22 protein-coding genes and 1 tRNA gene are annotated in these 24803 nt (G+C 35.3%); 11 read left to right on the forward strand and 12 right to left on the reverse strand.

Annotation, left to right across the window (positions count from 1 at the left end):
* Nucleotides 1-87: 87 nt before the first annotated feature.
* Nucleotides 88-1398, reverse strand: a complete 1311-nt coding sequence (der, locus tag BW983_RS07170) for a ribosome biogenesis GTPase Der (protein ID WP_076551194.1) — start codon at nt 1396-1398, stop codon at nt 88-90.
* Between the two features lie 257 nt (nt 1399-1655).
* Between der and BW983_RS07175 the strand changes: the two genes are divergently transcribed.
* A tRNA-Gln gene (locus BW983_RS07175) sits at nt 1656-1726 on the forward strand.
* Between the two features lie 127 nt (nt 1727-1853).
* Here the strand turns inward: BW983_RS07175 and BW983_RS07180 are convergent.
* From BW983_RS07180 to katG, 4 genes are all read right to left on the reverse strand, one after another.
* Nucleotides 1854-2618 (reverse strand): GLPGLI family protein, encoded by a 765-nt coding sequence (locus tag BW983_RS07180; protein WP_076551195.1) that lies wholly within the window; start codon nt 2616-2618, stop codon nt 1854-1856.
* Nucleotides 2619-2679: 61 nt separating this feature from the next.
* On the reverse strand, nt 2680-2859 hold the full coding sequence (locus BW983_RS07185; protein ID WP_139329242.1) for a hypothetical protein: 180 nt from the start codon (nt 2857-2859) through the stop codon (nt 2680-2682).
* A 195-nt stretch (nt 2860-3054) separates the two neighbouring features.
* The gene (locus tag BW983_RS07190; RefSeq protein WP_167369969.1) at nt 3055-3243 is read right to left on the reverse strand and encodes a hypothetical protein; all 189 of its coding nucleotides are present in this window, start codon (nt 3241-3243) and stop codon (nt 3055-3057) included.
* Nucleotides 3244-3765: 522 nt separating this feature from the next.
* Nucleotides 3766-6042, reverse strand: coding sequence for a catalase/peroxidase HPI (gene katG / locus BW983_RS07195; protein WP_076551199.1), 2277 nt, complete (start codon nt 6040-6042; stop codon nt 3766-3768).
* A gap of 431 nt (nt 6043-6473) precedes the next feature.
* On the opposite strand from katG, the gene BW983_RS07200 reads away from it, so the two are divergent.
* Both BW983_RS07200 and BW983_RS07205 read left to right on the forward strand, forming a co-directional pair.
* Nucleotides 6474-6941, forward strand: a complete 468-nt coding sequence (locus tag BW983_RS07200) for a heme-binding domain-containing protein (RefSeq protein ID WP_076551201.1) — start codon at nt 6474-6476, stop codon at nt 6939-6941.
* A 4-nt stretch (nt 6942-6945) separates the two neighbouring features.
* Nucleotides 6946-7356 (forward strand): thiol-disulfide oxidoreductase DCC family protein, encoded by a 411-nt coding sequence (locus BW983_RS07205; RefSeq protein ID WP_076551203.1) that lies wholly within the window; start codon nt 6946-6948, stop codon nt 7354-7356.
* Between the two features lie 130 nt (nt 7357-7486).
* Here BW983_RS07205 and BW983_RS07210 read toward each other — a convergent pair whose 3' ends face one another.
* On the reverse strand, nt 7487-8926 hold the full coding sequence (locus tag BW983_RS07210) for an alpha-amylase (RefSeq protein WP_076551204.1): 1440 nt from the start codon (nt 8924-8926) through the stop codon (nt 7487-7489).
* A gap of 187 nt (nt 8927-9113) precedes the next feature.
* Between BW983_RS07210 and BW983_RS07215 the strand changes: the two genes are divergently transcribed.
* Complete coding sequence (locus BW983_RS07215; protein WP_076551206.1) at nt 9114-9776, forward strand: DUF4290 domain-containing protein; 663 nt, start codon at nt 9114-9116, stop codon at nt 9774-9776.
* Complete coding sequence (gene murA / locus BW983_RS07220; protein ID WP_065395026.1) at nt 9776-11083, forward strand: UDP-N-acetylglucosamine 1-carboxyvinyltransferase; 1308 nt, start codon at nt 9776-9778, stop codon at nt 11081-11083. The genes BW983_RS07215 and murA overlap by 1 nt, the downstream gene beginning before the upstream one ends.
* A gap of 395 nt (nt 11084-11478) precedes the next feature.
* Here the strand turns inward: murA and BW983_RS07225 are convergent, their stop codons facing one another.
* Entirely contained in the window at nt 11479-11790 is a 312-nt protein-coding gene (locus tag BW983_RS07225) for an NIL domain-containing protein (protein WP_065395027.1), read from the reverse strand.
* 160 nt (nt 11791-11950) lie between these two features.
* Nucleotides 11951-12598: a YiiX/YebB-like N1pC/P60 family cysteine hydrolase gene (locus tag BW983_RS07230; RefSeq protein ID WP_139329243.1), complete on the reverse strand. Its 648-nt coding sequence runs from the start codon at nt 12596-12598 to the stop codon at nt 11951-11953.
* A gap of 117 nt (nt 12599-12715) precedes the next feature.
* On the opposite strand from BW983_RS07230, the gene BW983_RS07235 reads away from it, so the two are divergent.
* Together BW983_RS07235 and BW983_RS07240 are read left to right on the forward strand one after the other, a co-directional pair.
* A complete protein-coding gene (locus BW983_RS07235; RefSeq protein WP_076551207.1) occupies nt 12716-13414 on the forward strand; it encodes a response regulator transcription factor in 699 nt (232 codons plus the stop codon).
* A gap of 10 nt (nt 13415-13424) precedes the next feature.
* On the forward strand, nt 13425-14792 hold the full coding sequence (locus tag BW983_RS07240) for a HAMP domain-containing sensor histidine kinase (protein ID WP_076551209.1): 1368 nt from the start codon (nt 13425-13427) through the stop codon (nt 14790-14792).
* Nucleotides 14793-14866: 74 nt separating this feature from the next.
* Here the strand turns inward: BW983_RS07240 and BW983_RS07245 are convergent, their stop codons facing one another.
* The gene (locus BW983_RS07245) at nt 14867-15718 is read right to left on the reverse strand and encodes an EamA family transporter (RefSeq protein ID WP_076551210.1); all 852 of its coding nucleotides are present in this window, start codon (nt 15716-15718) and stop codon (nt 14867-14869) included.
* A 440-nt stretch (nt 15719-16158) separates the two neighbouring features.
* On the opposite strand from BW983_RS07245, the gene BW983_RS07250 reads away from it, so the two are divergent.
* The 4 genes from BW983_RS07250 to BW983_RS07265 are packed head-to-tail and all read left to right on the forward strand — an operon-like array spanning nt 16159 to nt 22130.
* Complete coding sequence (locus BW983_RS07250) at nt 16159-16641, forward strand: MgtC/SapB family protein (protein ID WP_076551212.1); 483 nt, start codon at nt 16159-16161, stop codon at nt 16639-16641.
* A gap of 4 nt (nt 16642-16645) precedes the next feature.
* Nucleotides 16646-17743 (forward strand): efflux RND transporter periplasmic adaptor subunit, encoded by a 1098-nt coding sequence (locus tag BW983_RS07255; protein WP_076551213.1) that lies wholly within the window; start codon nt 16646-16648, stop codon nt 17741-17743.
* Nucleotides 17744-17785: 42 nt separating this feature from the next.
* Entirely contained in the window at nt 17786-20881 is a 3096-nt protein-coding gene (locus BW983_RS07260; protein ID WP_076551217.1) for an efflux RND transporter permease subunit, read from the forward strand.
* Nucleotides 20871-22130: a TolC family protein gene (locus BW983_RS07265; RefSeq protein WP_228408980.1), complete on the forward strand. Its 1260-nt coding sequence runs from the start codon at nt 20871-20873 to the stop codon at nt 22128-22130. Before BW983_RS07260 ends, BW983_RS07265 begins: the two co-directional genes overlap by 11 nt.
* Before the next feature lie 100 nt (nt 22131-22230).
* Here BW983_RS07265 and BW983_RS07270 read toward each other — a convergent pair whose 3' ends face one another.
* From BW983_RS07270 to BW983_RS07280, 3 genes are all read right to left on the reverse strand, one after another.
* Nucleotides 22231-22686, reverse strand: coding sequence for a DUF1801 domain-containing protein (locus tag BW983_RS07270; RefSeq protein WP_076551220.1), 456 nt, complete (start codon nt 22684-22686; stop codon nt 22231-22233).
* Nucleotides 22687-22845: 159 nt separating this feature from the next.
* Nucleotides 22846-23301, reverse strand: coding sequence for a T9SS type A sorting domain-containing protein (locus tag BW983_RS07275; RefSeq protein ID WP_076551222.1), 456 nt, complete (start codon nt 23299-23301; stop codon nt 22846-22848).
* Nucleotides 23258-24568: a fibronectin type III domain-containing protein gene (locus BW983_RS07280; protein WP_167369970.1), complete on the reverse strand. Its 1311-nt coding sequence runs from the start codon at nt 24566-24568 to the stop codon at nt 23258-23260. The genes BW983_RS07275 and BW983_RS07280 overlap by 44 nt, the downstream gene beginning before the upstream one ends.
* Nucleotides 24569-24803 lie beyond the last annotated feature (235 nt).

Raw genomic sequence — 24803 nt, forward strand, 5'->3', positions numbered from 1 at the left:
TTGCAGATTCATGTCCGAGGAATAAAGTAGGTCTATAAAAAATCTGGTAAGGAATTTACCTCACCAGATTCTATTAAAAGTCGTTTTTTATTTTTGTCTGAAATAGACTTCGATAGGAACTCCGGTAAACCCGAATTCTTTTCTCAATTGATTTTCAGTAAATCTCTTATATGGTTCTTTCACATACTGTGGCAGGTTGCAGAAGAATACAAACTGCGGCGATGGTGTAGGAAGCTGAACGCAATATTTAATTTTAATATATTTTCCTTTCAACGCTGGTGGCGGAGTATTTTCGAAAATAGGAAGCATTACTTCATTCAGTTTTGAAGTTTTGATCTTCTTTTTACGGTCTTCATATACCTCCATTGCTACATCTACAGCTTTAAGGATTCTCTGTTTCGTTAATGCTGAAACGAATAGAATTGGAATATCCTGGAACTGACCAATTTTATCTTTGATCGCTTTCTCGAAGTCACGCATTGTATTAGTCTGCTTGTCTTCAACTAAATCCCATTTGTTAACAAGGATAACGATACCTTTTCTATTTTTCTGTGCCAATCCGAAGATATTCATATCCTGAGATTCCCATCCTTGTGTAGCATCTACCATAATGATCACTACATCAGAATATTCAATAGAACGGATAGATCTCATTACAGAGTAGAATTCAAGATCTTCGTTTACTTTGGATTTTCTTCTCATTCCGGCAGTATCAACCAATACAAACTCATGTCCGAATTTGTTATATAAAGTTTGAATACTGTCTCTTGTTGTTCCGGCAATATCTGTTACAATATTTCTTTCTACATCCAATAAGGCATTAGTCATGGTAGACTTTCCTACATTCGGACGACCGGCAATGGTAATTTTAGGTAATCCTTCGAAAGGATCTTTATATTCTGTTGTTGGGAAATCTTTTACAATATCATCTAATAAATCTCCTGTTCCTGAACCTGTAGCCGAAGAAAGAGTGTAATATTTATCAATTCCTAACTGGTAGAATTCTGTTGCAGGAAGTTCTTCTTTTGAAGAATCTACTTTGTTGATAACGATGTAAATCAGCTTGTTGGATCTTCTCAGCAATCTGTAAATTTCCTGATCTGTATCAGTAAGTCCCTCTTCCACATTCATCATAAAGATAATAGAAGTAGCTTCATCTACTGCCAATTGTACCTGCTTACGAATTTCTTCTTCAAAGATATCGTCAGTACCTACATCATATCCTCCTGTATCAATTACGGTAAAGTCTACTCCATTCCAGTCAGATTTTCCGTAGTGACGGTCTCTGGTTACACCGGCTGTAGAATCTACAATAGCCTCTCTTCTTTCTAATAAACGGTTAAAAAGCGTGGATTTTCCTACGTTGGGACGTCCAACGATTGCGACAATATTTGACATAAAAAATGTTTAATAATCCTTTTGCTGTGCTCAGGATAAGTTATTAATGGGTTACTCCAACTTTTGGAGCCCAATTTTTTGCAAAGATAAGATTTTATTATTTAGCATTAAAAATCTTCTTGATTTTGATTTTTTTCTTTAAAAAATAATTATTTGGCTATCAATGAATAAGCCCGTCAACACTCCATTATGTTAATAAATTTTTAATTTTGGTTTTTGTAGTTCAAATAATTTTTCTAATTTTGCAGCATCAAAACAGACTCATGGTGTAGCGGTAACACTACTGATTTTGGTTCAGTCATCTGGGGTTCGAATCCCTGTGAGTCTACACAAACAAAAAATTAGCTTATTGATAATCAATAAGCTAATTTTTTGTTTAAAAATATTTGTTCCGAAAATAGTCCGAAAATTTTATTGAAAGCCATTTTGATTTCGATATTTACATAAGCTATGTCTTAATTAATTGGATATTCAATATCTAATAAAGGAAAAGAAGTATATCTTTCTTCAAGCTTTTTCATCCAGCTTTCTCTTTCTTTCGCATTATTAAAAATAACAACACCATTATCAGCCGTTTGTATTTTAAATCTTGATTTATTAAATGTAGATTTAGGAATACTTTTGAAGCTTTTTGAATTTGGAAGCTTTAATTTTTTTATTTTCTTTTTGAACTTTTGAAGAGTAAATACAAAGTTCTTTTTTTCATCATATAAAGAAACGATAAAACCAGGCAAACCATTAAATTTATAGGGTCCAAAATCAATTGGAACATCCTTACTAAACCAAGCATACCATGTTCTTCCATAAGCACTAGTCTTTGCCAATTGCATAGTTATATTTTCCTCTTTCTTAATTTTATCTAATATTACCCATTTTATTTTTTGATTTTCTGAATAAGATAATTTAGCATCTATAACTGTTTCAAAAACTTTAAATGAATTTTTATCAAATAAAACTTTCTCATTGAAATCACTTTCATAACCAGCTAACTGCAAAGGATCTTTTATATCTACTGTATCTTTTGCATAGTTAATTGAACTTTGAAAAAAAGATTTTTTATTAATAGCATCAATAAAAAGGATGAATTGTTCAGTATCTTTTTTCCCATTTATTGAATAATCTAGTTTATATGTGCAGACGTAATTGGATTTTAAATCTTGAGAGTGTAAAAAATTGATTGTATAAATTAATAATAGGAACAATATTTTTTTAAAATTCATTTTTATATAATATGGTTTATAAACAGGTTCGTCAAATTGACGAACCTATTATTATTAAAGTCTATGGTTCAATAGAAAGATTAATCTTAGCAGGTCTCACCCCACATTGATTATAATTGTATTGACTTACTGCCTGAGCGACTTGAGAAGTACTGGCATTATCAGCAATTTGAATAGTTCCAACAACTCCGCAAGTAGTTGTGATTGTCCATGATGCAGCAAAAGATAACGTGCTAACCATCAATAATCCTGTAAAAAATAGTTTTTTCATTTTAAAAAAATTGATTTTTTTTGCTTTGAATCTCAAGTTTAAACACATTGATTACTCTTTGGTGCTTGTTTGCAAACATATTTAACCATCTTACTTTTGTATTGTACACTATAAAATATCGGATGGGCACATACGTATTTTCCATATATTTTGAATCGTTCCCTATTACAAAACACTAAAAATCAAAACTTTAAAAATAGAATTTAAAACTACTATCCAATTATAAAAAGCAGCCTTTGCTTTAGCAGAAACCATATTATGATGAGCTGATTTTTTCTCCATAGTTTCTACTTTTTTGATTACTTTTTTATCAGCACTACCTTTAGCACTCATAAATCCTGCTATACTAACCATAGCAATAAATAACATTTTTTCATAGTTGTAAAATAACAAATTAACAATCGTTTTACTATCGATAATTACACAAACATACACATTAAATAAAAATACATCAAATAAAATAGTTTAAAAATAAAAATTTCACTTTTTACAAATTTCACAATTTCAACTAAATAATTAATTTAACCTTTATTAATTTTAAAAGCACACTATCTCAGTTTAATTATTTTACATTTTACAAAGTAGTCATTAAATTATTTTTTTTGATAATTCTTAATAACAATATGAAAGCCTTAATTTCATTTAGAATATTCAAACCTATTTTAACAATTAGAATTACTTTTCACATGTATTCTAGCTATGATGATTACACCATTTCTTTATGATTAAGGCTACCTTCTTATCTTTTTGATGATCAATAGAACAATTTCAATACTAATCAATTTTTCATATCATAATGTGAATATCAGATCTTTCCCATAAAAATAACAGGCTGCCTTTTTCAAGACAGCCTGTTTATTATAAGATTAAAAAAGATTAAGCCAGATCGAATCTATCCAGATTCATCACTTTCGTCCACGCTGCTACAAAGTCATTAATAAATTTCCCTTGTGCATCAGCACTTCCGTAAACCTCAGCTACAGCCCTCAATTCAGAATTTGATCCGAATACAAGATCCGCACGGGTAGCTGTCCATTTTGGCTGTCCTGTTTTACGGTCTGTTCCCATGTATACTTCTTTATCGTCTGACATGGCCTTCCACTGTGTTCCCATATCTAAAAGATTCACAAAGAAATCATTAGTAAGAACTCCGGGACGGCTGGTGAATACACCATGTTTAGAACCATCAAAATTAGTATCTAAAGCACGCATTCCTCCGATTAATACAGTTAATTCTGGAGCAGTAAGTGTTAACAACTGAGCTTTATCAATTAATAAAGACTCTGTGGAAACTGTAAATTTTGTTTTCAGATAATTACGGAATCCATCAGCAGCAGGTTCTAAATATCCCATAGATTCAACATCTGTTTGTTCTTGAGAAGCATCCATCCTTCCTGGCACAAAAGAAACTTTCACTTCTTTTCCTGCATTTTTTGCGGCTGCTTCTACCGCTGCATTTCCTGCAAGAACAATTAAATCCGCTAATGATATTTTCTTACCTCCATTTTGAGCATTGAATTCGTTTTGAATACCTTCCAATACTCCTAAAACTTTTTGTAATTGAGTAGGATTATTTACTGCCCAGTTTCTTTGAGGCTCCAATCTGATTCTTGATCCATTAGCACCACCACGTTTATCACTTCCTCTAAAAGTAGAAGCAGAAGCCCAAGCAGTAGATACCAATTCCGAGATACTTAATCCGGAATTCAAAACTTTAGATTTTAATGCTTCAACATCTGAATCGTTTACCAGTTCGTGATTTACTTCAGGGATTGGATCTTGCCAGATTAATTCTTCCTGTGGAACATCTGGTCCTAAGTAGCGGGCGCGAGGTCCCATATCTCTGTGTGTTAATTTAAACCACGCACGCGAAAATGCATCTGCAAACGCATCGGGGTTTTCGTAGAAATGCCTTGAAATTTTTTCGTAAACAGGATCCAATCTTAATGAAAGGTCTGTTGTAAGCATTGTTGGTCTATGCTTTTTATTAGGATCAAATGCATCAGGAATGATTTCAGCTCCATCCTTTGCTACCCATTGATGAGCTCCGGCTGGGCTTTTTGTCAGTTCCCATTCATTTTCGAACAAGTTTTTAAAGAAATAATTACTCCATTGAGTTGGAGTTTCAGTCCACGTTACTTCCAATCCACTGGAAATAGCATCTCTTCCACTTCCGGATTTATAGCTGCTAGACCATCCTAATCCCTGCTGTTCAATTCCGGCTGCTTCCGGTTCTTTACCAACATGATCTGCAGGACCTGCTCCGTGAGTTTTTCCAAAAGTATGTCCACCTGCAATCAATGCTACAGTTTCTTCATCATTCATTGCCATACGTCCAAAAGTATCTCTGATATCTTTGGCTGCTGCAATCGGGTCTGGATTTCCGTCCGGTCCTTCAGGATTTACATAAATCAATCCCATCTGTACTGCAGCTAGTGGATTTTCAAGATTTCTGGAGTGAATATCTCCATCTGCTTTATCATCTGTAGGTAAAATTGCGGAATGTCCTTCCACTACACCTTCTGAGCCGTGAGCATAACGTAAGTCACCTCCAAGCCATGTTTTTTCTGATCCCCAATATACATCTGCATCCGGTTCCCATACATCTGCACGCCCTCCTGCAAATCCGAATGTTTTGAATCCCATAGATTCAAGGGCAATGTTTCCTGTAAGAATTAAAAGGTCTGCCCAAGATATGTTTCTACCGTATTTTTGTTTGATGGGCCACAATAATCTTCTTGCTTTATCAAGACTTACGTTATCAGGCCAGCTGTTTAATGGTGCAAAACGTTGTTGCCCTGCTCCAGCTCCACCTCTACCGTCACCTACACGATAAGTTCCGGCGCTATGCCATGCCATACGGATGAATAACGGTCCGTAATGTCCAAAGTCTGCAGGCCACCAGTCCTGAGAATCTGTCATTAAAGCATGAAGATCTTTTTTTACCGCCTCAAGATCAAGGCTTTTAAATGCTTCTGCGTAATCAAAGTCTTTATCCATAGGATCAGACAGCGATGAATGCTGACGTAGAAGATCTACTCTTAACTGATCAGGCCACCAATCTTTATTTTGAGTTCCTTCACCTGCTACGCTCTTCTTCATTGTTCCGTTGTGAAACGGGCATTTACTGATGTCATTCAAATCTTTTTCCATTGTCGTTTATTTATTTTATATTGATTAATACAGTTTTAAGTAATTCTTTTGTTGTAAGGGCATGACAAACTTACAACGTTCACGTAATAAATACAATCTATTAATATTTATTTCAATGATAGTTAAAAACTATAAAGAAATATTTCCGACAGCATCTGAACTCTAGACACAATTGTGGTATTAAGTTAGTAATTTTTTAAATCCGTTTGATCATCAATGCTCTATTTAGAATAACTCAACGTAAGGAAGAAAGATTGAAAGATTGAAGCTGGAAAATGGAAGCTATAATAGCAGAAAACAATTTTAGAACCTTTATTAAACGTGTAAAAGAAAAAATTCTCACTGTGTTTTCAAGTATCCACTCACAGCTGTCAACCTTATCATAAAAAAAATTAACTATCTTTATAAATCACAAGTATGAATATTATCCCATGAAAAAAATATTAGTTATTATTCTCGTAGGATTCATTATGATCCAGTTTTTTCCTATTGATAAGACCAATCCACGCCCTACTCCCGGTATGGACTTTTTGAAAATAAAAAATACTCCGGAAAAAGTAGCTAAAATTATCAGGACATCGTGCTATGACTGCCATTCCAATGAGACAAAATACCCGTGGTATGCTGATATTTCTCCTGTTTCATGGTATGTAAAAAATCATATTGATGAAGGAAGAAAGCATCTTAATTTTTCTACCTTTGCAGTATATGAACCTCAAAGACAACTTCGTAAATTAGAGGAATCTATGGAAATGGTTGAGAAGAAAGAAATGCCACTTGAATCTTATTATATCGGACATCAGAATGCGAAGTTAACGGATGATCAACGTACGGAACTTGTGAAATATTTCAAACAAGTAAAAGAAGATACAGAAAGAAGGATCATGTTTAATAAATAATATTGTGGAAAACTGGGAAAACAAACATATTGTATTTTTTGACGGTGATTGTGGAGTATGCAATTTCTGGGTACAATGGATTCTGGAAAGAGACAAGAAAGACAAGTTCATGTTTGCTTCTCTCCAATCTGAATTCGGGCAACAGTTTTTATCTGAAAGAGGATTAGAAACTCAAGTTTTCAATACCTTATATCTTTGGAAACCGAAACAATATTATCTTATAAAATCGAAAGCAGTATTGCAAATTGCCAATATTTTAGGAGGAGTTTATAAACTTTCTGCTATTGGTAAAATGTTGCCATCCTTTTTGAGTGATAAAGCATATGATATGGTTTCAAGAAACAGAATGAAACTTGCCAATCAGAAATGTTTTCTTCCGGATCAGCATCAGAAAAAAAAGTTTATTCAGGTATAATCTCCCACAGATTTCACAAGTTTACACAGATGTTGATTCTATAAATTGTAAATCTGCTTTATCTACAAAATCTGCGAGAGATAACAATTATATTACTTAAGTTTTGAGCTCTGAGCACCTTATTCATTACTCATAAATTAAGCGACCATACAGAATAACTATTGGGAGGACACTGAATCTTCACACGCTTATCTGCCTGCGTAGTCGGATACCAAGTCGAATTACCTGTAAAATCTTTGATCTGTTGATTACTCCAATTCGTATCAATCCATCTTTCCTGCCAGTTTGACGAGGTATTGATATATACTACTAACCCTGGATTACCATTGTATCCATTACGTCTTGCGATGTATTCATCATTATCTGTATATAAAATAGAGGTTGTTCCGGTAGCTTTGTTATTATGAATCCAGATTAAATTATTTAGTCTTTCTTTATTGAGCCACTCTTCATAATCTCTGTAAAAAATAGTTGGATATCCTTCATGAGTTAAAATATAGGCATAAGCTGGCATTTTATTATAGATAATATCCGTATCATGATTTGCTACAAATGTTACTGCTTTGTATGGATTTCTTTTCCACATCATATCATCATTCAACACATTCAGATTTCCATTATCAAAAGCTTCATCCATTTTATAGTACGCAGCAAAATCGAATACAGAACTGTTTGCATTATTTGCCCACCATTCTAAAGTATTAACATTGGAGTCCCATAATTCACCGACAGAAAATCCACCTACTTTTGAGTTCCAGTTATTAACAACCCAAGGACCAAAACCTTTAACGTAATCAAATCTCCAGCCGTCAAATTTCATTACATTTTTATAATATTTTGCCACTGAGTCATCTCTTCCCCACAACCAATCCTGTACATGAGGGTTAGCATGACACAAATCCGGAAATCCACCAAAGGCACCTTCATCATTATTTCCGTAGGCATTTTTATAAAAGTCATTGTAGTTTCTTTGAAATTTTCCGGAAGCTACTCCTGAGAAATTGGTCCAGGTATTTGTTCCGGTAAAAGGATTGGCTTCAGATTGCCCGCCACTGTTATGATTAATAACAATGTCAGCATATACCTGCATGTTTTCTGCGTGGGCTTTTGTAATCAATGCTTCCAGTTCTGTTCTTGATCCAAAACGGGTTTCTACGCTTCCGTTTTGATTAAAGTTTCCAAAATCATAATAATCGGCAGGATCATACCCCATAGAATATGCACCATTCTGCGCTTTTGAAGCTGGAGGAAGCCAGACTGCACCAATTCCTGCATTAGACCACGCTGTTAATTTATCTTTAACCGTATTCCACCAGTTACCGCCATCAGGAACATCCCAATAAAATCCCTGCATCAGAACACTGCCACCAAGTCCTGCTACAAATTTTCCATGAATTGATCCGGATCCACTTCCTATACTGAAAGGTTTTCCGTCGTGGTGGGTAACATTTACAATTTTATCATGTACTTCTTCCTGCTTAGAAGTTTCTGTATCAGTTTCATCTCTGTTCTGGCAAGAGCTAATCAATGCTAACGCCAGTAGGGAAAGAATAAAATTCGTTTTTTTCATTGTAAAATTCAATTATTAACCTATTAACTAAATTACATTTTTATTGAAAACAAATTCAATATAACGAGAAATATTTTTATTTTAAATAATAATTCAATAAGAAACTCATCTAAATTTTTCATTAAAAAATCATAAATTTTTAAGATTCTCGAAACAATTTTTCTTTTAATCCATATATTTGCATACTATGGAATACAATACCCAAAAAACTCAGCTTCATATGCCGGAATACGGCAGAATTATACAACAGTTGGTTGAGCGCTGCAAAGAACTTCCTACCAAAGAGGAAAGGAACGAAATGGCTATGGCAATCATCGATTTTATGGGTCAGAGAAACCCACAACTTCGCGACGAAGAAAATTATAAACATAAACTTTGGGATCATCTTTTTATTCTTGCCAACCATGATTTGGATGTAGATTCTCCTTATCCGTTCCCTACCATGGAACAATTGGCAGAAAAACCTAAAAGAATGGAATATCCAAAACTGCAGGGTGACTTTAAATTTTACGGAAAAAGTATTCTTCAATTAATAGAAAAAGCAATTGAATTGGAAACGGGTGATGAAAAAGAAGCCCTTATCGAAGTAATTGCCAACAATATGAAGAAGTCTTATAATGTTTACAATAAGGAACACGTGACTGATGATGTTATTTTCAGACACTTGAAAGAATTGTCTGAAAACAGGTTGGATCTTACAGGAATTGATTCTCTTGAAAAGAGTAAAATTTATTATACTAGTAATAACAACAACCGAAACAACAATAACAACAACCGAAATAGCGGTAATAATAACAAGAACCAACCTAACAAAAGAAGGCATAACAACAATCATAAAAACAGAAAATAATGAGTGGAACATTTCAAATAAGAGGAGGAAAAAGACTGCAGGGTGAAATAACTCCACAAGGAGCTAAGAATGAAGCTCTACAAATTTTATGTGCAGTTTTGTTAACTGACGAGGAAGTAAGAATTAAAAATATTCCGGACATTCATGATGTAAACAGACTGATTGAGATTCTTGGAGATTTCGGAGTAAAGGTTACTAAAAACGGTCATGGAGATTATACTTTCAAGGCTGATAAAGTAAACTTCGATTATATAAAATCAAACGAATTCAAAAAAGACGGTGCAAAGTTACGTGGATCTATTATGTTGATGGGACCAATGTTAGCTCGTTATGGAGAGGCTTATATGCCAACTCCCGGAGGTGATAAGATCGGAAGAAGAAGATTGGATACCCACTTCCAGGGATTAGTAGAACTTGGTGCGGAGTTCCATTATGATGAAGAAGAATATTTCTATTCTTTAAAAGCAAAAGAACTTACAGGTAAATTTATCCTTTTGGAAGAAGCTTCTGTAACCGGAACGGCGAATATCGTAATGGCTGCAGCTTTGGCAAAAGGTAAAACAAGAATTTACAACGCTGCTTGTGAACCTTATCTTCAGCAATTATGTAAAATGCTGAACAGAATGGGAGCCAATATTTCAGGAATCGGATCTAACCTTCTTACCATTGAAGGAGTAGATTATTTAAGAGGTACTGAACACACTATGCTTCCTGATATGGTAGAAATCGGGTCTTGGATTGGTCTTGCAGCCATGACAAAATCAGAAATCACCATTAAAAATGTAAACTGGAATCAATTGGGAGTAATTCCAAATACATTCAGAAAACTAGGAATTCAGCTTGAGCAAAGTGGTGATGATATTTACATCCCGGCTCAGGAACATTATAAAATTCAGAAATTTATTGACGGATCTATCCTTACTATCTCAGATGCTCCATGGCCAGGTTTCACACCGGATTTATTATCTATTATTCTGGTAGTGGCTACTCAGGCTAAGGGAAGTATTTTGGTTCATCAGAAAATGTTTGAATCCAGATTATTCTTTGTGGATAAATTAATCGATATGGGAGCTCAGATCATTTTATGTGATCCACACAGAGCTACTGTAATCGGATTGAACCAGGAAGCGCCGTTAAGAGGAACTACAATGGTTTCCCCAGATATTAGAGCTGGTAACGCCCTTCTTATTGCGGCCCTTTCTGCAGAAGGAAAATCTATTATCCATAACATCGAGCAAATCGACAGAGGATATGAAAACATCGATGGAAGACTAAAAGCATTAGGTGCTGATATCGAAAGAATCTAAACTTATTTTTATTACTATAGAGCGTTCAGAGAAATCTGAGCGCTTTTTTATTGCCTTCATTTTTTCGTAAGCCTCATCAAATCAATTTTAATTGATTAACTCTTTGCGTCTTAAAATATAGAATTTGGAGAATAGAACTTTGTATTTAAGAAAGTAATAATTGTTCTTTTTATGACCACCCCGTCAAAAATTCAATAAATTTTTGCCACCCCTCCAGAGGAGGGGAATTTTTATTCCATCCATTGGGATATTTGTGAAGATTGAATGTTTGTATAGGTCAATATTTACTTTTTATTAAAAAAATCTGCGTAATGTGTTTCATCTGCGAGAACATAAAAAAAGCGTCCGGTAAAAGAACCAGACACTTTGAGTAATTAAAACTATATGAATCTCCCTTAAGAATATTTCCGGCAGAAGTACTCCACCGTTGTATTCAGAAGTTTATTTTTATTCAGATAAACTTCAAGCTTATGATAGTCCTCTGAATTTGCATTTATATATAACTGTACTGAACCAAAGCTGTATCCGTTCACATATTCTACATTGGCTGATAACACTCTATGACAAATACCCAATTGATTATGGATGGTATTCATTAAATGCTCAAATTTCATTTTACCATTTAATTCTATTTCCAATAACAATTCTTTTTTAGGCAGGTTCAGTTTATTTTGAAAAACCTGCAGGCTTGGGTTAGGTGTAATCATCGTTAAACATTTTTGGGTTAAATACTCTCAGATCATATTGCGCTCTGCATTTAAATCTGTCACAAAAATATAAAAAAATATTAGTCCACCAAATTAGTAGACTAATATTTTTAAAAAAAATATAAAAAAAAGAGAAGCAATAATTACTTCTCCTCATATTTTAAAGGTCACCTACCCTTTCAATTTTTTCAGATCCTGCCAATCCATTCGGATTACAGCCTAACTCTCCTTCAGGTACTTTCAGATTTTTCTTCCCATAAAACTCTTCCCAGAATACATTGATTTTCATTGTCTTTGGATCAATGAATGTCATTGGTTCTAATTTAAAAATATGATTATCCCGAAAAGCTCTTTCCACAAAATCTGAACAATAGTACGAGCTTTCATCTAAGATATAGTTGAAATTATAAGGTTTTCCCAACATGGAATGTGCCTTTTCTATAGCCGTAGGAATTGCTTTGTTGTATTCTGGCTTTAATCGGTAGACAACAATATTCTGCTGATCTCTTTTCTGATCTTTAATAAAATTCTTCAGGCTTTGTTTTTGAGACCCGCCTTTGGGAGCAGCATGCAACACATACATTTTGTTCCCATCATTTTCCAGAATCCCAATATGATCAAAGGAAGCAGTTTTCTGTTTTTGAGTAACATTATTAATAGCTCCTGAAAGTCCCGTTTCTTTTGCCGTTACAAAAAGTAAATCTCCATTTTCAAGCTGGATCGCATTCTGATAAGAAGTACACTGTACAAACAGTATGATTAAAAGAGATAAAAGCCCTGTACCAATTCCTTTTTTATTTAATATCATTTTAAATCCTTCTATTCTAATTATTATTTCAGCTCAAAATTACAAAATAGAAATCATTACATTTGTAGTACGTATCGAGTAACTTTTCTTAGTAACCCAAACACATTATCCTTTCTTATGCCTCATATTTTGCTTGTTGAAGATGATAAAAGACTTTCACGCCTTATCGGCAGAGGACTTTTGGAACAGGATATGGATGTAAGTTTCGCCTACGATGGTGAAAAAGCTACAGAACTTGCCTCTACTCAGGATTTTGATCTCATCATTACCGATATTATTGTTCCGTTAAAAAATGGATTGGATTTTTGTAAAGAAATTAAGACCCTAAAACCCCAAATTCCGGTCATTATGCTTACGGCACTAGGAACTACAGATGACAAACTGGAAGGTTTTGATTCAGGGGCTGATGATTATCTTACCAAACCTTTTGAAATGCGTGAACTGATTGCTAGGGTTAAAGTTTTAATGAAAAGATTCTCCCTTCACTCACCTACAGAACAAGTATTAAAATACGAAAGCATTGAAATGGATCTCAAGCTGAAATCTGTAAGCCGAAGCGGAATTGCGATTAAACTTACCCCAAAAGAGTTCAATCTGATGAAATACATGCTTGAAAATCCTGAAAGAGTTCTTTCTCGTTCTGAAATTGCTGAAAATGTATGGGAAACTCATTTTGATACTGGAACCAATTTCATTGATGTATATATCAATTATATCAGAAAGAAAATTGATAAGGATTTTGAAAGTAAACTGATTCATACCAAAGCCGGAATGGGTTTTATTTTAAAGAAAGGATACGAGGAACATCAGCAATAATACTTAGAACATGAAAGTCAGAACCCGCCTTACCTTACTTTTCACCTTTGTCACGGCAATGCTGATGGTATTTTATGGTATTGCGGTATATTATTCTTCAAGCGAAGCAAGGGAAATCTCATTCTATGCCCAGCTGAGAAATGAAGCGGTGGCAAAGGCTAATCTTTTTTTTCAAAGTACATTGAGTGAAAAGGAAATGCACCGTGTTTACAAGAACAATACAAAGACCATCAACGAGGTTCAGGTAGCCATTTATGATCCGGAATTCAACCTTATTTATCATGATGATTCAAAGGTAGATTATGTAAAGGAAGACCCGAAAATGCTTTCCAATATTCAAAAAAAGAAGGAGCTCAGTTTCTTTATTGATGATCTACAGGCAATAGGAACCATTTATTCTCATAACGGAAAAGAGTATCTGGTAACAGCAGCAGGATATGACCAATACGGATATAAATCTATCAACCATTTATTAACGATCAGTATCATTGCTTTTATCAGCATTTTGATTCTGGTTTATCTGGCAGGAATATTTCTTTCAAAAAAAGCATTGAATCCAATCAGTGAAATGGTGAATCAGATAAAAAAAATTACTGCCGGAAAATTACAATTGCGACTGAAAACAACAGGTGAAAAAGATGAGCTTAATGAGCTAGCACAAAACTTCAACGGAATGCTGGAAAGGCTTGAGAATTCCTTTGATGCTCAAAAACATTTTGTTTCCAATATTTCACATGAGCTTCGTACTCCATTATCTGCCATTATTACAGAATTGGAACTTTCTGCAGAAAAAGAACAAACCAAGGATGAATATCAACAGACTATTCAATACGCATTGGATGATGCCCGCAATATGGTTAAATTATCCAACAGCTTAATGGATCTCGCCAAAGCCAGCTACGATCCTAATGAAATCAGTTTTTCTGAAATACGACTTGATGAAATTCTTCTGGAGTCTTATTCAAAGATAATAAAAGAGAATTCAGAATATAAAGTTTCTTTGAATATTGATAGCGATATTGATGAGCCCCAACTCCTTCTACAAGGGAATGAATACCTGTTACAGGTTGCCTTCAACAATCTCATCGATAATGCCTGTAAATATTCTCCAATACACACATGCTCCATTGAAGTGAAAGGAGACTCAAAAACACTTTCAATCCAATTTATCAATACAGGAATTACTATTTCTCAGAATGACTTATTACATATTTTTGAGCCATTTTATAGAAGTGAAGATTCAAGAAAGGAAAAAGGATATGGAATCGGGCTTTTCCTGACAGAGAAAATTATTCATCTTCATCATGCAATGATCAAAGTAGAATCTAAGAATAATGAAACTGTTTTTACGGTAATATTTGATATTGAAACTAATTAGTATTACTTATTTTCATATCCATAAACATCCGTGCTAACCTGTGTTATCTGTGGGAAAATAAAATTATAAATTCTTTAATTATGAGATGTAGCTGTTTTATTAAAAATGGTAGTCCCTATACTTGCTGCAATTACACAACTGATGGAAATCCATTGTAAAAAAGAAAGTTCTTCCGCTAAGAAAACTAATCCCGAAAGTGCCGCAAATGCTGGTTCCAGGCTCATCAGAATACTGAACGTTTTGGCAGGAAGCTTTTTCAGAGCCATCATTTCTAATGAAAATGGTAAAGCACTGGATAAAATGGCTACTCCCAAACCTTTTATAAAAATAGTTGGAGTCATATTAAAAACTGCACCGTCCCAAATCGTAAAAGGAATAATCACAAGACTGGCAAATAGCATCCCCGTGGTTACAGCATCTTTTCCATCCATTATTTTAGAAACTTTTCCACCCATTACAATATAAAGAGCCCAGAATATCCCAGCAAGAAAAGCTAATCCAAGTCCTAACAAATCTATATGATCACTCTTCCACGGAACAATAAGCAATATTCCTACACAAGCTAATAATGCCCATACAACGTCCAACACTTTACGGGACAATGCTAATGCAAGAAATAAAGGTCCTGCAAACTCAACGGTAACAGCTAGTCCTAAAGGTATCCTTTGAATCGCCATATAAAAAATAAGATTCATAGCTGCCAACCCCGTTCCATACATTGCACAATATTTCCATTTTTGCCAGGTAAACTGTAAAAATTTTGGTCGGTTAATGATGGTAAGTATAATAGCAGAAAGTACAATCCTTAAAGTAACGGTTCCAATAGCTCCAATTGCCGGGAAAAGCTGTTTGGCAATGGATGCTCCACCCTGTACGCAGATGATCGCTAAAAGTGTAGCAGGAATCGCTAAATTCGAATTTTTCATTTCTAAAATTATATAATTTATAAGACAACTTTTGGTTTGAAACCGGGAGATACAGCAAGCTTTATTCTGCAAAATTAATCATAGTACAGTACAAAACCAGACTTTTGTCAAATGTATTGAATTTTTAACTTAAAAAATGGTTACAGATGAAGGCTTTATTTCTCTATCTGTACCCATTCATCAATCTATACATAGTATAAAATTATACTATCAATTATATAATTTTCACTGAAAATAGCTCAATTTCATTTTTTCTAATAAAATTCTAATAGCATTCTAAACCTTTTCTAACGGGTAAAAAAAAACATCATCTCTACTTTTGCACTGTAAAAAATAAAGCACATGGACGCAGATCCTTACAGTAATTATCAATCTTAAAAGCTTTAGTTGTATTCACTTTTCCCGTACAGCTTACAGGCTTTATAAAAAAAGGAAAAGTTATGAATACATTTGAATTTACACTTCGTTTATTGACTGCATTCTGTCTAGGCGCCGGCATAGGTTTCGAAAGACAGTGGCGTAAAAAAAATGCTGGTCTTCGCACCAATACTTTAGTTTGCATTGGCTCCGCAGCATTTGTACTTATTGCCATCAGAATTGGTGGTGATGCAGCCGGAAGAATTACCTCATATATTGTCAGCGGAATTGGTTTTCTCGGTGGTGGTGTTATCATGAAAGATGGGCTTACCGTAAGAGGACTGAATACCGCAGCTACCTTATGGTGTTCCGCAGCTATAGGAGCATTATGCGCTCTCGGATACCCAAAAGAAGCAATCATTACCGTCTTTTTCATTGTTTCTACCAATATATTTCTACGTCCTACTTTATCTACCCAAAAGGAAGCACGAAGTAAAAAGCTGGTCATTAACAAGAAAAAGAATAATACAAAACCAAAAATCAGCAACAGCACTCAATTTTATTAAGATCATGAAAAGAATAATCTTAAGCATTATCATACTTTTTGCAGCCTCATGCAAAGACAATGTACCTCAGCAGTCTCCGGAACAGGAAATTACTGTTAAAAATAATCAGGTTACCATCCCAGAAAATAGCCCGGTTTTAAAAAAAATTAAAACTTTAACCGTCAGCGATCAGGAATATAATCATGACATTACTTCTGTAGGGACCATAGAAGCCATACCCAATAATTACGCAGAAATAGCCAGTCCTTTTTCCGGAAGAGTGACCAGAGCTTTTGTTAATATCGGTCAAAAGGTAAATGCAGGAAGTCCTTTATTTGAGGTACTCTCATCAGGTTATCTTGATGTACAAAAAGAATATTCCGATGCGTTGAATGAAGCGGGCTTGGCAGAAAAAAGATATAAACGCCAGCAGGACCTTGTAAAACATGGTGTAGGTATACAAAAAGAACTGGAAGAAGCAGAGACCGAATTTAAAAACAAAAAAATATCATTATCCAATGCTTCTACAGCGTTAAAAATTTACAACAGCCAAAGTAAAGGTTCCGGAGGATTGATCGTAAGAGCTCCTATTGCCGGAGAAGTGATTTCCAACAAAATTGTTACCGGGCAATATCTCCGTGAAGATGCGGAGCCTGTGATGATAGTTGCTGAACTTTCAAAGGTTTGGATCTCTGGAGAAGTCAAAGAAAAAGATCTTCGCTTTATCAAAAATGGAGATCAGGTATCCGTGAAAGTCAATACTTATCCTGACAGAGCTATTACCGGAAAAGTATACCATATTAACGACTGGGTAGATGAAGCTACACGAAGTATCAAAGTTTTAATAGAATGTAATAATCCCGACAAAACATTAAAGCCCGGCATGTTTGCCACCATCATCTACTCTACTGATTCTGAAAACACAATTATCATCCCTACCTCTGCCCTGATGCAAAAAGATGACAATCAATATGTATGGATCAAAACAGGAAAAAATCAATTTATGAAGCGTAATGTAACGACTGCTGAAGCTTCTGAGAAAACCATAAAGATCACATCAGGGCTAAAATCCGGCGATGAAATCATGACAACAGGAGGAATCTATCTTTTGGATGTAAAATAAATGTTGAATGAGGAAGCTGAAGTTTCCCATTAAAGTTAGAATATGAAAAAGTTATTAACAGTTTCCATACAGAAAAAGTGGCTTATACTGGCTCTTTTTATATTATTAGGATTTTTTGGATATTATTCATGGACTAAGCTTTCCGTTGAAGCTTATCCCGATATTGCAGATACCACTTCACAGGTTGTAACCCAGGTACAGGGCTTGGCTGCCGAAGAAGTAGAGCAACAGATTACCATTCCTCTGGAAAGAGCTCTCAACGGAATTCCCGGAATGCATGTGATGCGAAGTAAAAGTACGTTCGGACTTTCCATGATTACCATAGTATTTGATGATGGCATTGATGATTATTGGGCTAGGCAACGTATTCAGGAAAGGCTTGCTGAAGTTTCCTTACCGTATGGAGCACAGCCGGGTTTGGATCCTTTAACCTCTCCCGTAGGAGAAATTTACCGTTATGTTATTGAAAGCGATAATCACAGCTTAAGAGAACTCACAGATCTTCAGAACTTCGTTATTATTCCCAGGATAAAGCAGGTTTCGGGTATTGCCGATGTGACGAATTTCGGAGGAATTACTACACAATTTCAGATCGAACTTGATCCTAATAAACTTGAGCAATATGGGCTTTCTTTGGCAGAAATTATTGAAACTATCAGTAAAAACAATGCCAGCGCAGGAGGAAGTATGCTACCCCGTGGAGATCTGGCGTATGTTGTTCGTGGAATAGGATTGATCAAAAATCTTGATGATCTTGGAAAAACCGTTGTAAAAACTGAAAAAGGAGTTCCTGTTTTTTTGAATGATATTGGAACTTTAAAATATGGGAATCTTGAACGTAAAGGAATCCTTGGTTTTACAGACCGTAACAGAAACTACAATGAAAGTGTAGGCGGAATTGTCTTATTATTAAAAGGGCAAAATCCTTCGCAGGTCTTGATTGGCGTACACGAAGCAGTAGATGAACTCAATAAAAATATTCTCCCGGCTGGTGTAAAAATTCATACCTATCTGGACAGAACTGACCTTGTAAAAACCACTCTTAATACGGTTTCTCATACATTGACGGAAGGAATTGTATTGGTCATTATTATATTGATTATATTTCTTGGAAGCTGGCGTGGGGCTCTTTTAACGGCGATCACCATTCCATTTTCACTTCTTATTGCTTTTATTCTCATGCATTTTACCAATATTCCAGCAAACCTTCTTTCATTGGGAGCCATAGATTTCGGGATTATTGTAGATGGTTCTATTGTAATGCTGGAAGCTATTTTAAGACAGAGGGAAGAGCATCCTGATAAGGAACTGGAAGAAAAAACAATCATTCAAAAAGCCACTGAAATTGCGAAACCGATATTCTTTTCCGGAATTATCATCATTACGGCTTATCTGCCTTTGTTCGCATTTGAAAGAGTGGAAAAAAAATTATTTACTCCCATGGCATTTACAGTAGGATACGCATTATTAGGAGCTTTAGCAGTAGCTTTACTACTAATTCCCGGGCTTGCTTATATGATTTACAGAAAGCCCAGAAAACTTTATCACAACCGATGGCTTGAAAAAGTAAGCAATGCTTATGGAAAAGGAATTGATAAAATCATGTCCGCACCAAAAAAGATCTTCATTCCGGCAGGAATTGTATTATTGGGAGCAGGAGCCCTTTCCTACAGCGTGGGTAAAGATTTCTTACCGGAACTTGACGAAGGTTCTATCTGGCTGCAGGTACAGCTTCCTCCAGGAATTTCTTTGAAAAAAGCACAGGAAATGAGTGATTCTCTCCGTCTCAGAACTATGAAACACTCCGAAGTCACTTATATCATGGTTCAGGCAGGACGTAATGATGATGGTACCGATCCATGGACTGCTTCCCACTTTGAAGTATCTGTAGGAATCAAGCCTTATAAAGAATGGACATCAGGAAAAACAAAAGCAGACCTCATCAAAGAACTTGCAGAAGATTACAAGGAAATGCCAGGCTTTACAGTAGGTTTTTCACAACCAATGATTGATGGAGTAATGGATAAAATATCCGGTGCTCACAGTGAATTAGTGGTAAAAATCTATGGTGATGATTTTGCAGGAACAAGACAGGTTGCCGAAAATGTTCTTTCACTTTTAAAAACAGTTCCCGGTTCTGCAGATCTTGCCATTGATCAGGAGCCACCGCTTCCTCAATTGCAAATTATTGCCGACAGAAATAAAATCGCACAATACGGACTGAATGTTTCCGATGTTACCGATCTTATTGAAACCGCTCTTGGAGGAAAAGCCGTCTCGCAAATCTTCATTGGTAACAAAGTGTATGATATTTCCTGCCGCTATGTGGAAAACAGCCGTAATACTCCTGAAAAAATAGGAAATCTGATGCTTGCGTCTTCATCAGGAGCAAAAATTCCACTTTCACAGATAGCAACCGTAAAATTAAGTACAGGGGAAAGCACTATCACCAGGGAAATGAATAAGAGACATCTTACCGTAAAACTCAATCTGAGAGGTCGAGATCTTACATCATTCCTCAACGATGCACAAAAAAGCATTGAAAAAAACATCCGTTATGACCATGAAAAATACCAGATCAAATGGGGCGGACAATTTGAAAATAAAAACAGAGCATATTCAAGGCTTGCAGTTATTGTTCCTTTAGCATTGGCTGTGATGTTCCTTTTACTTTATGGAGCCTTTGGAACTTTCAGACAGGCATTGATTTTAATGAGTATTATTCCGCTTGCTTTATTTGGAGGAATGCTGGCGCTCAATATCAGAGGAATGTCATTGAATGTTTCTTCCGCCGTAGGTTTCATTGCCTTATTTGGAGTTGCCATTCAGAATGGAGTGATCATGGTTTCCCATATCAATACGCTCAGAAAAGGAGGAATTCCATTGAAAGCATCGGTTATCCAGGGAGCAAAGGACCGTTTCAGACCCGTTTTGATGACAGCATCCGTAGCAATCATAGGATTATTACCGGCATCACTTGCTACAGGAATTGGATCAGACGTACAAAGACCTTTGGCTACTGTCATTGTGTATGGATTGATGTTCTCTACTTTCCTTACCCTTTTTGTACTTCCTGCCATTTATTATTTAGCTGAATATCGTTTTGAAAAACAAAATGCAACATCTCATGAAATCTAATTTTTTAATCATATTATTTTGTACTGTAACTGGTATTTTCATCAAGGCACAATCTGAAAATGAGCCTATCTCCTTCAATGAGTATCTCAAGTATGTAAAGGATAAAAACCTCGGGCTGGCTGCACAGAAGTACAATGTCAGTATCGCCGAAGCCTCTATCCTTACTGCCGGAATTTTTCCTGATCCTCAAATAGAAATGGAAACCTCAAACAATGGAGTTTCCAAGGACATGGGATATACTATGGGCGGAGCAATCAGCTGGACTCTTGAACTGGGTGGAAAAAGAAAAGCAAGAATAGAAACAGCAAAAAATGAAGCAGAATATTCAAAATTACAGCTACAGGAGTATGTAAGAAATCTGCTTGCTGATGCCACCTTAAGTTATATTGAAGCTTTAAAATCAAAAGCCTTACTGAACGTTCAGAAAGAATCTTATCAAAGTATGCTTAAACTAGCAAAATCCGATAGTATCCGATACAAATTGGGAGATATTTCAAAAGTAACTTCCCAACAAAGCAGACTGGAAGCCTCTTCTTTGCTTAATGAAGTTTATCAGCTTGAAGGAGCACAACAACAATCGATCACTGCTTTGTCAGATTTTATTGGCAGCGACAGCACTGGAAAAGAAGTCATAGGAAATCTCAATTCTTTTAACAGAAGCTATACGTTGAATGACCTTATCACCAATGCCTTCAACGAAAGAGCAGATCTTTTAGCTTCAAAACAGAATATCAATACCGCAGCGAGCCGAATTAAACTTGAAAAAGCCAATCGTGTCATAGATTTAGGATTAAGTGCCGGAGCAGGACACAACACCGTTGCCAATAATGAAATAGCACCTTCACCTGCTGTAAACACTGTAAAATTAGGAATCAGTGTACCTTTAAAATTCTCAAATCGTAGAAATGCAGATTTAAAAATTGCAGAAATGAGCTACTCTCAGGCAGAAACAGAATACAAACAGATTGAAAACAGCATTCGTATGGAAATTACCCAGGCTTACCAACAGTATACTTCTGCACAAAAACAGCTGCAACAATTTGATAATGGCATGTTAACAGAAGCCGAAAGCATATTGAAAGGAATTACCTACAGCTATCAGCGTGGAGAAAGTTCTATTCTGGAAGTTCTCAATGCCCAAAGAACCTACAATGAACTTCGTCAGAATTATTTCCAGCTCCTTGCTGAAAATTCGTCTGCTTTAATTGATCTTGAACGTAAAGCGGGAATCTGGGATATTGATTTTTAAAAAGCGGGAATATTTTTAATAATAAACAATAAGCTCTCAGAAACACAACAGTAACTTCCTACCTAAAAAGCCCTGACATCCATATGATTCAGGGCTTTTTTTATTTCTTATACTGAGATTCATAAATATCAATCCAGTCTTTTGCCGTCATCTTTTGACTCAGTTCCGCAATCAGATCAAAAGGAATATCTTCCGGTTTCTTGAAACGTACACATGATTTCCCCATGTCCAGCTTCTTTTTGGAATGTTTCGGATACTCTGCAACAAACCAATCTAAAAGCTCCGGACGGGAATACAATCCCATATGATATAAGGCTATAAAATTCTTTTGTGAAGCTAGATTGATAAATGGTAAAGGAGTATTTGGTGTACAATGATAGCCTGCAGGATAAGTTTCTAAGGGAACAACCCACCCTATCATTCCGTAATTGGAAGTTTCTTCAAAACCTTTTGGCAGATTGTCATTAATTGCATCAAAAAGTTTCTTAAATGGCTCCTGTCTTTCCTCAGGAATCTTAGAAAGATAATCTTCTAATGAGGTTGATAAAATTTGCATTTTCAGTAAGTTTTTAGATTTTAAAATTAAAAAAATTATTAATTACTTGTTTTTTTAAAAGAATAAAAATTGATATTCACCATGTATAACCGCCCTATATCATAAAAAAGCGGCAATACAAAAATGTACTGCCGCCCAACTTTACTTACACTAAAAAAATTATTTCTTTATTGTTTTTACAGTAGATTGAGAGCCATCCTTAAAATAAAGGGTAACAAAATACAATCCTGAATTCAGTTTACTTAAATCTAGTTCTTTCACAGCTCCTTCAACAGTTGACACTACTCTTCCTGAAGTATCAGCTACCATTACAGACTTTACATCTTTCGCATCTGTTATATACAGAATATCTTTAAAAGGATTAGGATGAACTTCTGCCTTCTTTGCTTGGCGATTTACCTCTGAAGTACTTAACTGGGCTGTTTCTACAGTAAAATCATCTACATAGAAATTATAATCTAAACTGTTATTTACAGCACCTGAAGTTCCATAGAATGCAAATATTGTATTCGCACCTGTATTAGCTGTCAGATTATAAACAAATTCAGTGGCAGTATTAGACGGAGCATTATTAGGTCCCCCATGATTCCAATATTGTCCATGTAGTTCCTCCATCTTCTGAAGCCATAAAATGGACAAGATCATCATCGCCCATCGCTGAAGCAGCAGTTCCTGAATAAGTGGAAACAGCATATTTAAATTTCACTCTATATCCTCCTGCTGAAAGATTAAAAGGTACCGTTTTAAGCCAGCCGATTCTGTTGTTGGAATAAATATTCATGTGTGCGGAAGGTCCGTTAGCTGCTACATTTAAGAAATTACGCGATGCCCAAAGTGGTTGAGAAGTAGTACCTGTAGGTCCTGTATCCGGGCTTCCTCCTGTTAAATTGTTTACCCAACAATTTCCAGGGAAGGAACTAAAATCATTAGTATATGAAGGAACAATAGATCCACACATTGTTGTAAATGATTTTGGGAATGACCATGCACTCTTACTTGTAGCACCTGTACAATTTGTTCTTACCCAATAATAATAAGTAGTACTTGGAGATAAATTGGTAAGAGTATAAGATGTTCCCTGAACATCAAAATGATTTGGAACTGTTGCAGCCGTAGGAGAAGTAGAACTTGTGCTATAATAAATATCATGACTTACCCCCGGATTTCCTGCAGGCATTGTCCATGAAATTTCAGCTGAATTTGAAGTTACAGCGCCGGTTGGTGACAAGGTTGGTGCAAGGCAGCTCGTATAGGCATCTGCTGAAAAAGCAAACACATTCATTACCCCTGCAGTATTTGTTTTTGTTACTGTTACACTTTGAATAGGTTTTGTCTGATTAGCAGCATCAATCGTTAAAGCGGTCTGATATAATCTTGGATTTGTACTACTGGATTCCAAAACATTTGTAGTTCTGAGAATCCTTCCAATTCCCTGAATGGCAAAACCACTCCCATCATACCAGTCTGAAATACTCTGCCCTGTAAAAGTCTGCGTTGTATTATCCGTAAAATTTACAGTAATATTTACGGTAGACGCTCCACTACCGCTGGTAGAAAGCATATAAAGCTTAAAAGCTGCTATAGGAGTCGTAAATGTAATTGTTCCCGAATTACTCCCTGCTGCAGAACTACTAATTTTCAAAGAATTATTTCCAAAATAATCTCCCAACTGAAAACTTAATCCCGCTGTAGATGCCACCACCGAATTAACGATTCCATTCGAAGGAAGACCATAAGTAAGTGGTGTACTGCTTGATGTCAACTGAAAATCTCTCGATACAAAAGCATAAGAAACCCCATCTACATCAGTTGTTGTAGAGGTCATAGCTGAACCTACTCCATTAGCAATTACATCTTGGGTGTATCCCGAACTAATCGGCATGGTTTGAAAATTTTGTGCTATCAAAGATGAAGCTGAAAGAAGAGCAATCGCGGGAATTACTCTAGAAAATAAATTTATTGTCATTTTATTCACATTTGTGGTGAAAATTAAGAAAAATATCAATATAAAAATATATTTTTTAATAAATATTCAAATAATTATCAAAAATTAACTTAACATATACATTAATAAATTAAAATTATTCACTTTGGAAAAAGGTTTTTACAGCATAATT

It is taken from the genome of Chryseobacterium ureilyticum (assembly GCF_900156735.1).
Taxonomy (GTDB): domain Bacteria; phylum Bacteroidota; class Bacteroidia; order Flavobacteriales; family Weeksellaceae; genus Chryseobacterium; species Chryseobacterium ureilyticum.